Below are 9,904 nucleotides of genomic sequence, written 5' to 3'. Positions count from 1 at the left end.
GAGTTGCCTGCGCGTCACAACCAACAGTCCTACCCGGTTCTGCCCCGGGGCGGGGCAGAACCCGAAGATTGATCACGACATCACACAGGCCCTAGGACCGCCCCGAACAGAAACGCGTCGAGGCCGGCAGCACCGACCCCTACGACGAGGACGAACTCGCGGTCCTCCAGCACGCCGCACACGCCCTCACCGCCGCCGTCGTCAGCGCCCTGACCGGCTTCGGCCACAACGTCCCAACCCCTACGCGCCCATGGTCCTCATCACCACCTGACACCCACCACCCACCCACCCACCCACCCACCCACCCGGGGACACCCGAACCCACCAGCCGGCCGGGGCGCGCCCCGGCTGTGGACCCGAGGCGCCCGACCTGGGCCGGCCCGGCAGGAACCGGGCCCCGGGAACCGACGGACGGGAACCGGTCAGTACCCGTTCGGGTGAGCGATCCCCCGCGCCCGGGGCCCGACATCAAGCTTGTGTGGTGGCCGCACTGCATCCCCGGTCTCGGTGTGGAGGCGCACACCTCTACTCGGCGTCTGATGACTGCTTCTCTCCTGCTTCCCTGCACCAGTGGGTGAGAAGGTGTCGAACGTTAAGTGTGTACGGGTGGTTGGGGCCCAGGACCCGCTCGGTTTCTTGAGCCAGCTCGGAGAGCGCGGCAACCGCCCCTTCCGGGTCACCGGCCTCTCCCTGCCAGTGGGCGAGATTCCCCCGGGCGGTGAAGGTGTCGGGGTGATCTGGGCCCCACACACGCAGCAGGTCCGGCAACAGTCCGGCGAAGGTGCTGTGTGCCGCCTGTGGTTTCCCCGACTTGCCCCTCCAATAGGCCCTCTGGCATTGGAGGCGCAGGGTGTCGGGGTGGTCGGGGCCCCACACACGCAGCAGATCCGGTACCAGACTGTTACAGATGGTGTATGCGCCCGCCGGATCGCCCGCCACTCCGCGCCAGTGAGCCATCTGACTGCGCAGGCGCAAGGTATCGGGATGCCGCAAGCCCCATCTTGACGCCACGTCCGGAAAGAGGCTGTCGCACATGTCCTGTGCGCCCGCCGGATCGCCCGCCTCTCCGCGCCAGTGGGCCGTCTGGCTGCGCAGGCGCAGGGTGTCGGGATGGTGCAAACCCCACACCGATGCCGCGTCCGACAGCAGTTCGCTGAACGCCGTGTATGTGCTCTCGGGGCCCTCTGCCTCTGTCCTCCAGTGGACCAACCTGCCGCGCACGGCGAGGGTGTCGGGGTGCGAGCGGCCGAGCACACGCGTCAGGTCCGGCAGCAGTTCGGTGAACACGGCCACCGCCCCGGCCGGGTCCCCCGCCTCACCCCGCCACCGGCCAAGGCCACTGCGCGCGGCGAGGGTACTGGGATGGTTCGGGCCGAGGTGGAGCGTCGTGACGGTGGTGAGGTGGCTGAAGAGGTCACGGGCTGCCGACGCCTGGCCAGCGTTGCCAAGACTACTGCCCGTGGCGTGCAGCACGAGGTGGGCGTGGGTGAGGTACAGCGCCGTACCGGCGTGGCCGGCGAGGGCCATCGCGTTGGCGCGCAGCTCGGAGGCCAGAGTGGTATCGCGTTCGATGTCGGGCCATGCGGCGAGAAGCACGTCGCCTGCGGTGCGGGCCAGCCGGCTGTACTCGTCCCGGGGCAGGGTGTCATGGACCGCTCGCTGAACCATCACGTGGACGCGGACCCCGGCCGCGCGGTCGTGTGAACGTTCGATGAGGCTGAGGCGGCGAAGCACGCTCAGGACCGCGCGGGCCTGCATTTCGGCGTCCGCACGGTCCGTTCCCTCCATCTGACTCTCAGCCATATCCAGCACGTCTGCTACCGCTTGTCTTGCCGTCGAAGGGGTGTCCCGGCCAGTGGTCGTGCGGTGACCGAGGTATGACGACCTGAGGTACTCGGGCTTATGCGGAACGGAGGGGTAGCCATAGCCAGTGCCAGGGGATGCAGGCTGCGGGTACCCAGGACGCGCAGGAAACCCGGGGTACAGCTCCAGCTGGAGATGTCGTCTCCATGGCGCTTCCCGGTTAAGGCCGAGGTAGACGAGGGCGGGCCCGTTGGTGAGGACGGTCTCAGGGATGCCATTGGGGTCGAGGAAAGACAGAAGACAAAGCATCCGGCGGGCCAAGCCCAGTGGGCGAAGCGTGTCGGCGTGTTCAATCGAGAGTGACCAGGTGGCGGCGACAGTAAGGGCCTGTCCGTCTGGCAGACGGTCTGGTGCCGCATTACGCAGCATGCGGGTGCGGTCCGAGAGTAGACGCCGGTAGTCGGCCGTAGTCATGCCCGCATCCGCGAGTTCGGCGATGTAGGCAGCAGCCTGGGAGAGAGCCAGCGGAAGGTGCCCGAGGTCGTCGGCGAGCGCATCCAGGTCCCGGACGGGGTTAGCGAGGTCGACGTCGAGGAGACCTGGGGCGAACGCGCCCATGAGGTAGGCGTGGGCCTCTGTGGCGGTGAAGACGCCAAGGGTGACCGTGTGGCGGCCGCTGAGCAGGGCGGGGTCTCGACGACGGCTGGTGACCAGGGTCTGGCCTGTCGGCGAGGCCGCAGGCCACAGCCCGGTCAGGTCCGCCGGGTCGGCGACATCGTCCAGCACGACCAGCCAGCGGCATGCGGGCCGGCCGGCTTTGGGTTCCAGCCAGGCCAGGAACGCCGCCGCCGCGTGCTCCGGATCCTCTGGCGCGTCTGAGCCGATCAGTTCGGCCGCGGCTTGGGCGAAGGCACCGACAAGCACGGACCTGGTGGTCGCAGGGGCCCACACCAGCACGTCCACCTCTCCACCGCTGATCGCGCCGCGTGCATAGTAGGCGGCGAGCTGGCTCTTACCGACCCCGCCCAGTCCCACCAGCACAGCGGCGCGAGCGCTGTCGGCCCCCCAGCGCTGGTCAGTGCCGTCGTCAGCTCGGCCAATTCCCGGCGGAGCTGAAAGTGCACGGCTTGCGGGGGCAGGGTGCCGACCTGGTGTGGCCAGGAAGCCGGGCCGCGCGGCGCGGCGTACCGGCTGACCTGGCCGATGACACCTGCGGCGACACCACCACCGGTGGCGCGGAAAACGGGCCCCGCCCAGGGCAGACCCTCCGGGAGGGTCCGGTCACCGGGGGTGGTCAGCCCTGAACCGCCCCCGGCTGCTGAGGGTTTGCGGGACCGAGCGTGACCGGTCCGGAGATCTGTACGGCGGCGACCGACCCGCCCTCGGCGTGGACATGCGCGTCGCCGCCGATGCCGATACTGCCACCGTTCGCAGACACCCCGGCTGCGGCACGTTCAACAGCCTGCGCCTGCTCCACCGCGGCCTTCAGAGCCGCCGCGAACTCCGCATCCTTCCTCGCAGCGTTGTTCAGGCTCGCCTCCAGCCACTGGCGGGTGTTGTCCGAGAGCTGCCCCTGCCCCTCGCCGGCTTCCTCCACGGTTTGCTCCAGCGCCGGGTCCTGCCCGAGCTTGCGGCTCACCACATCGTGGACATGGTCCATCCCGGCCTCCAGCGCACGGTCCACCTCCCCATCCGCCCGCCCCGCGATCAGCCGAGCCTTCCGCACCGCCCAGGCGAACACATACCCCACCGCGACCTCGACACCCGAAAACACCGCGCCCCCTCCGACAACTCCGACCTGAACAGAGAACGACAACGACCGTACCCACAACCAAGGCCCTGTGTATGCCAGTTACAACCCAACACGGCCACATGTCGTTGACAGGGGCGGCGCCGCGCCCATCCCGTGACGAGCCACAGCGCCGCGGGCAGCGCAGCCGAGCTCAAGCGGCGGGTAGCCGACGGCCGCATCGAGCTGAGATTCGCCGATGCCCCGGAGCTGGAGGCCGCTGCCTTGCGCAGCCAACCAGGCGGGCGGCGAGTACCTTGCGGGCCTCGATGACGCTGGACGAAGGGGACGACGGCATGGTGCTGGCCGCCCGGGCGGGTGGCGGTGGACGGGGTTGGTCAGACGGTGCACGGGCGTGCGGGATCGTGCAGTCCCAGGGACCGGTTCGGCCGGGCGTCTACCAGGCCCAGAGCGACCACGCGGCCTCCATCGCCCCGGTGACAACCTGAAGCCGCACGACGGCTCGGGCAGCAGCCACACCCCCCGGTGGGACCGGTCGCCGCCGGCGGTGACGACGGAGCCCCGCCCGGATGGCAGGCACACACGACCGCATCCCTGCCACCCCGGCGGCGAGCACCTCATCGTGTGCCGGTTCCTCCCCGGGGTGCGCCGCCGGTCAACCGTGCGCCCGCCACGCCGACCACCGGGTGGCTCAGCGGACGTCGATGGTGAACTGGCGCCTGGTCTGGTCGGGTCCTCCGGGGAAGGCCCCGCCGAGTTCGTCCCGGTAGGCGACGTGCATGGTGATGCTGGTGTGTCCGGGGCTCTGGGCGCGGAAGGTGAAGTAGTAGCGGCCGCCGGTACCGAGTCCTCCGGTCGCGCCGAAGCCGATCAGGTCCGTGAGGCCCAAGTTGTCGACGTACTCGTCACCGGCGGCCTGCACCCCGGCCTGGTCGGGGGCGGGGGCGGACAGGGTCCAGTTGTCACCGGCCCCCCGGTAGGCGGACACCTCGATCGAGAACAGCTGACCGGGCCTGACAGCCAGGTCGCCCGAGGTCTGGGTGAACACGGTGCCGTGGTCGAGTCTGCCGGTGGTCATCCTGTGGACGGCCACCGCGCTCGCGGTGGCCGCGACGGCCAGCACCGCGGCCGCCGTCAGCAGGACCCGGCGCCAACGCCTGCTCACGGGGTCGCCTCCCGGCGGGTGACGCCAGCGCCAGGACGGCGGCGGCCGCGTCGAGCCAGCGGGCGAGGAGTTGGTTCGTGCGGGGTGGCCTCCACCATGTCCGCGACGCGGTTCCATGAGTCGGCCAGCAGCGCGTGCGTCCGGTCGAACTCGCCGACCAGGGCGTGCGCTTCTCCGCGGCGCAGCTCGGGTGTGAGGTCGCCGGCGGCCCCGGCCTGGCGCAGCCGGGGATCGCGTTGCGGGCCACCCGGTGGTCTCCCGGTCGGTCTCCCAGCCGATGCCCAGCTCGGACGTGGGGGCGGGGGCGGTCTCAGGAGCGGGGCGGGGCGGCAGGCGGTCAGCGGACGGTCACCGGCAGGGTCTCGAAACCGCGCAGGACCAGCCGGTCACGCCGGGTGGCCGGGCCGCCGGGGGCGAGCCGGGGGAAGCGGTCGAGCAGGGCGGGCAACGCCACCTCGGCCTCCATCCGCGCCAGCTGCGAGCCCAGGCAGAAGTGCGGCCCGCCGCCGAAGCTGAGGGGTTGGCTGTCGGTGCGGGTCGGGTCGAAGACCTCCGGGCGCTCGTACCGCGCCGGGTCGTGGTTGGCCGAGCCGATCAGCAGGGTCAACACGGCGCCGGGCGGGATGGGCAGGCCCTCGACGGCCAGGCCCTCGGCGAGCGCGATCCGGGAGGTGGCCTGGATCGGGGCGTCGAAGCGCAGCACCTCGTCGGTGAAGCCGGCCGGGGTGACGGCGCCGCCGCGCAGCCCGTCCGCGATCCCGGGGTGGCGGAAGAGGACGGCGAGGCCGTTGCCGAGCAGGTTGGTGGTGGTCTCGAAGCCGGCGATCAGCAGCAGCACCAGGTTGGCGAGCAGTTCCTCGACGGACAGCCGGGCCTCGTCCTCGGCGGCGATCCGGGCGAGGTCGGTGACCAGGTCGTCCCGGGGGTCGGCGGCGCGCTCGCCGGCGAGTTCGAGGAAGTACCGGGACAGCTCGACGGCGGCCTTGTCGGCGACGGCCAGGCCGTCCAGCGGCTGGAACATCTCCAGGGCGACGGTGAGGTCGGAGGCCAGGCGGCGGAAGCGGTAGCGGTCCCGCTCGGGGACGCCGAGCAGCTCGCAGACCACGCCGACCGGCAGCCGGAAGGCGAAGGCGTCCATGAAGTCCACCGCCGAGCCGTCCGCGCCCTGCTCGGCCATCTCGTCGAGCAGCCGGGCGACCGCTCCCTCCACCGCCGGGCGCAGCTCGGCGACGCGGCGGGCGGTGAAGACCGAGGCGATCAGCGAGCGGACCCGGGGCTGGTCGGGGGCGTTGCGCTGGAGGATCGAGCGGCCGAACAGGACGAGCGAGTCGTGCCGGGCGTACTCGGGCTCGAAGTCGGCCATCGTGTCGCCGGACACCACGCCGAAGCCGGGGGTGCGCAGGACCTTGTTGACGGCCGCGTAGCCCGTCACGACGTACATCCCCTCCCCCGCGGGCACCACCGGGCCCAGCTCGCGCGCCCGCGCGTACAGCGGGTACGGGTCTCTCCTGACCTCCGTCGTCATCAGCCGCTCGACGATCGCCGCGCCGTCCATGCTGTGCTCCCCTCTGAAGTCCCGTGTACTGAATCGTGAACTACCCGCAGGCGTCCGGGAGTTCCCGGCCGGGGCCGTCGGGTGCGGGCCCGGGAGGCTGCGGGTCGGCAGGGTTTATCGCGTCGGAATTCGCAACCTTTCCGATGCCCTTGCAGACCATGTGGCGGCTCGGTTAGGCACCCGTCGCTGGCCAGTGTCGGGAAGGCGGCAGAATGGCCCATGGGTCTGTTCCCGGCAGCTCCAATGCCGGGAACAGGTCCTTCTCGGTGGGTGGTTTCAGGAAGCGGTGGCGGGCTCCCGGCGGGCCTTGCCGCAGCGCTCCCAGGCGGCCTGCTTGGAGATGCCGAGGGCTTCGCCGATCTCGGCCCAGGAGTTGTCCAGGAAGCTTGCGCGCAGGGCGGCATCGCGGGCCTGGCGGGCGAAGTAGCCGCCGGACAGCCGGATGGCGGCCAGAGCGGCCATCGGCTTGTCGGCCTCGATCAGCGCGTCCAGCTGCCGACTGACGGAGCGGATCTGGTCGGCGAGGGCGTACGGCACAGCGGTGTCCGCGAGACCAAGGATGTGCTCGGTCGGCATGCGGTGCGGGCGGGGGTGGGACCCGGGGAGGTATTCGCGGTGGCCTCTGGGCTGGTTGCGCTGCTGCACACCGATGGCACTGGCTGACGCCGCCCGCCCCAGGGCGGGCGGACGGCGGGGAACCTGCACCGGCATCATGCCCGTAGCGTCACTTGTCACGTTGATGAGGGTGGTCGGCTGAGGGCCTGTCCGGGTGAGCCGGGGCTGGGTGCCGGCCTGTGGTCACGCCGTTGTCCGCAGGCCGGCGCTGCCAGTGAGCACCAAACCAACAGGTCACAGCAACAGACTGAAGCTTCTACCGAGCTCGGGGCGGTTCACCTGGTGCATTCGGCGAGGCCGATGATGAGGCCGCCGAAGACTCCGCCGATGACGGCTTCGGGCTGTCCGAGGGCGGCACCGAGGAGGCCGAACGTAGCGCCTTCGCCCATTTTGTCTCCGATGCACTGGAGGCGCTTCTTCTTGTCGTCGCTGAGTGCGGGGCGCTCCATCGCGAACGCCGACATCTTCGCGGCGGCCGCCGACGCGGCGCCGGTGTCCTTTACCGAGTACACCGGCGGGCTCATGGTGCCGGTGACCGTGTCGCCGGTGACGCCTTCGATCGTCTGCGTCACGGTGTTACCGGAGACGGTCAGGGCAACCTTGTGCACGGTGCCGTCGGTGTCAGTGATGGTGCCGGGGGTGACGGTGGCGACGATGGTCCCGCCGTCGGCGGTGATCGTCACCGTGTTGTTGGCGGCGGTCATGCTGGCGTCCTTGGGCAGATCCAGCGCCTTCGTGGTGGTCTTCGCGAAGGCCTGCGGCTTCACGTCAGGGCTGGTCGCGCCGCTGCTGCTGCCCGGCGCATCGGTGCTGGTGCGCGCGATGTACATCGTCGATCCGGCGGCCGAGTTGATGACGGGGACGGTGACCGTCGCGTCAGTGGTCCACGGCTGGTTGTCGGTGTCGAACGTCCATGTTCCGGTGACCTTCTTGCCGACAGCCGCGAAGTCGACCCAGGCGTAGTTCTTCGACGGAACGTCCACGGCGATGCCGTTGATCGTCGTCTCGTCGGAGGTGTACACCGTTGTCGCGGTCAGCTGGCTGGAGATCATGGCCTGGATCGGGGCGGACACCCCTACGGAGGACGATAGGCCCACGGAGTACGCCTGTGACCATCCAGAGTGGTAGATGGTGGTGAAGAACTGCTTCATCGTGGAGCTGGTGTCGTTGTACCAGATCGACGAGGCGGGTTGGCGGGGCAGAATCGCGGGCTGCCCCTCGGACTTCTCCGTCCACGAGCAGGTGGAGGTCTTCCTGGAGCACAGGTCCGCGTAGTAGTCCAGCGCCAGGTTCCTGGCTTCGGCTGCCTTCGACGCGGGAACCGTCCACTCCTGGGCCGCACTACCGTTGCAGACGTTGGGCTGGGCCAGGATCCCCCACAGGTGGAGGCCGCCCCGGTTGTCCATGCACCACTCGGTGCCGCTGGAGTCGTCGCGGCGGACGATCCCGAAGGTGTTGGGCTTGCCGTCCACCGGGCGGAAGTGCCACTGCTCGCCGTCCTGACCGCACGATTTCTGTGTGGCGGGCTGGGTGGCGTAGATGCATTTCCCGGATGACGTGTTGGCGATGTTGAACTGGCCGGGGTCTCCCAGCCTGATGAGGCGGAAGTTCTGGTAGTTGGTGCCGTCCGGCGTGACGGAGATCTGGTTTCCGTCGTTGTTGCCCGTCGCGTTGAGGGTGCCGTCACCGTTGGCGAACGTGTAGGTGTCCGGTGCGGCTGCGGCTGCGGCCGGGGTGACCAGGGCGAGGGCCGGGGCCAGCAGAGCGGTAACGGTGAACGGGACGGACAGGAGTCGCCCGACGCGCCTGAAGGTGGGTCCCATCTCAGCCTTCCCGTGGAGTGTCCATGTCATGCCCGTACTAGACACCTCGGGTCGGGCGAAGTGCGACCTTCCGTCATGTGATCCCCGTCTCGCATGTATTCAAGACACATCTATGCGGGCCGCACTGGCCACTCGCATCCGCGCCGGGGTGTTCCTACCGGCTGCCACGTGGAGCGGGCCGCCGACGCTGTCGAGCGGGCCGCCGGCCGGGAGATCGTCCCCGGCAGCGATGGGCAGCTGGACGAGGAACTGGCGTACGACCTCAGCGCCGTCGTGGGCGGCCGGGGCGGGGTGCCGGGTGAGGGCGCCGAGCAGGGTGACGCCGGCATCCCACGCCTCCGTGTGCACGAGCGGTTCCGGCACGCCGCCCCGGCCAGCGGCGGTAACGCCCAGGCCGTCAACCAGGGCCACCCACCCGTCCAGGCCGTCCACGCCGCGTTCGGTCCAGCCCCGGGCCGGGCCCGGCCGTGGTGCAGAGTGCGGATGCCGTCGTGGCCGGACCAGCGCAGCCACATCCGGCCGCACACCGGCGGGCCGGGACGGACGGCGAGGACAGCGGCGGGCAGGACGGCCGGCTGCCGGGCGAAGGCCTGGCACCTCGCCTCCCAGGGCGTGAGGGCCCCACGGCGCGAGTGTCCGCCCAACCTCCGGCCAACGTCATGGTGGCGGGCTGCCGCTGGCACAAGGATGGTGCCGAGCCGGCCCGTCAGCCGGTTGTCACAAGAGTCCGACACGAGGAGAGAAGCAGATGGCTCGTCGCAAGATCACACGAATCGGTGCCGTGGCGCTGGCGGCCGCGACCCTCATCGGCGGCGGTGTCCTGGCGGCCTCGCCGGCCAGCGCAATCGGGAGCGTGCAGTGCCCGGGCGGCGGCGCGGAGGCGTACGGCATCGAGCTCTGGATACACGACAGCAGCGGCTACTGGCAGCTCTGCTATGCGGGGAGCGTTGGCACGACGTACCCCGGAGTCGCCGGTGTGTACTCGGTGACCTCTCAGTGGAACAACGGCATCATCACGGCGAACGGCATCGACTACAACCTCTACGCGGGCGGCAGCCTGAGCCTCAACAACGCCTACGTCTCCCGGGTCTCAATCGTCTGACTGTGAGGATGTAGGTGGCACCGCTCGGGGGGCCTGACCCCTCGGCTGACTGACGCTCCGGCTGTCCTGCGGTTGAATCGTCGGCCCTCTG

Annotated in this window: 8 protein-coding genes; 1 reads left to right on the top strand and 7 read right to left on the bottom strand. The window is 70.4% G+C overall.

What is annotated here, in order from left to right:
• Positions 1–525 precede the first annotated feature (525 nt).
• From ACFQ6N_RS39465 to ACFQ6N_RS39435, 7 genes are all read right to left on the bottom strand, one after another.
• Positions 526–2,766, bottom strand: a complete 2,241-nt coding sequence (locus ACFQ6N_RS39465) for a tetratricopeptide repeat protein (protein ID WP_380658984.1) — start codon at positions 2,764–2,766, stop codon at positions 526–528.
• 331 nt (positions 2,767–3,097) lie between these two features.
• The gene (locus ACFQ6N_RS39460) at positions 3,098–3,577 is read right to left on the bottom strand and encodes a hypothetical protein (protein ID WP_380658983.1); all 480 of its coding nucleotides are present in this window, start codon (positions 3,575–3,577) and stop codon (positions 3,098–3,100) included.
• 667 nt (positions 3,578–4,244) lie between these two features.
• On the bottom strand, positions 4,245–4,718 hold the full coding sequence (locus ACFQ6N_RS39455) for a protease inhibitor I42 family protein (protein ID WP_380658982.1): 474 nt from the start codon (positions 4,716–4,718) through the stop codon (positions 4,245–4,247).
• Between the two features lie 337 nt (positions 4,719–5,055).
• Entirely contained in the window at positions 5,056–6,273 is a 1,218-nt protein-coding gene (locus ACFQ6N_RS39450) for a cytochrome P450 (protein ID WP_380658981.1), read from the bottom strand.
• A 276-nt stretch (positions 6,274–6,549) separates the two neighbouring features.
• Positions 6,550–6,849 carry a hypothetical protein gene (locus ACFQ6N_RS39445; protein WP_380658980.1) on the bottom strand — a complete coding sequence of 100 codons (300 nt, stop codon included), beginning with the start codon at positions 6,847–6,849 and terminating at the stop codon, positions 6,550–6,552.
• A gap of 314 nt (positions 6,850–7,163) precedes the next feature.
• On the bottom strand, positions 7,164–8,711 hold the full coding sequence (locus ACFQ6N_RS39440; protein ID WP_380658979.1) for a hypothetical protein: 1,548 nt from the start codon (positions 8,709–8,711) through the stop codon (positions 7,164–7,166).
• A 99-nt stretch (positions 8,712–8,810) separates the two neighbouring features.
• A complete protein-coding gene (locus tag ACFQ6N_RS39435; protein WP_380658978.1) occupies positions 8,811–9,059 on the bottom strand; it encodes a hypothetical protein in 249 nt (82 codons plus the stop codon).
• A 400-nt stretch (positions 9,060–9,459) separates the two neighbouring features.
• On the opposite strand from ACFQ6N_RS39435, the gene ACFQ6N_RS39430 reads away from it, so the two are divergent.
• Entirely contained in the window at positions 9,460–9,813 is a 354-nt protein-coding gene (locus ACFQ6N_RS39430) for a hypothetical protein (protein ID WP_380658977.1), read from the top strand.
• Positions 9,814–9,904 lie beyond the last annotated feature (91 nt).

This window comes from Kitasatospora sp. NPDC056446, assembly GCF_042796115.1.
Classification (GTDB): domain Bacteria; phylum Actinomycetota; class Actinomycetes; order Streptomycetales; family Streptomycetaceae; genus Kitasatospora.
Note: the sequence above shows the minus strand (reverse complement) of the source record. Positions and strands in the feature narration are given on the sequence as shown.

Coding starts and splice junctions, on each gene's coding strand:
- ACFQ6N_RS39440 (WP_380658979.1), bottom strand. CDS start 8,711: ATGGGACCCACCTTCAGGCGCGTCGGGCGACTCCTGTCCGTCCCGTTC.
- ACFQ6N_RS39450 (WP_380658981.1), bottom strand. CDS start 6,273: ATGGACGGCGCGGCGATCGTCGAGCGGCTGATGACGACGGAGGTCAGG.
- ACFQ6N_RS39430 (WP_380658977.1), top strand. CDS start 9,460: ATGGCTCGTCGCAAGATCACACGAATCGGTGCCGTGGCGCTGGCGGCC.
- ACFQ6N_RS39445 (WP_380658980.1), bottom strand. CDS start 6,849: ATGCCGACCGAGCACATCCTTGGTCTCGCGGACACCGCTGTGCCGTAC.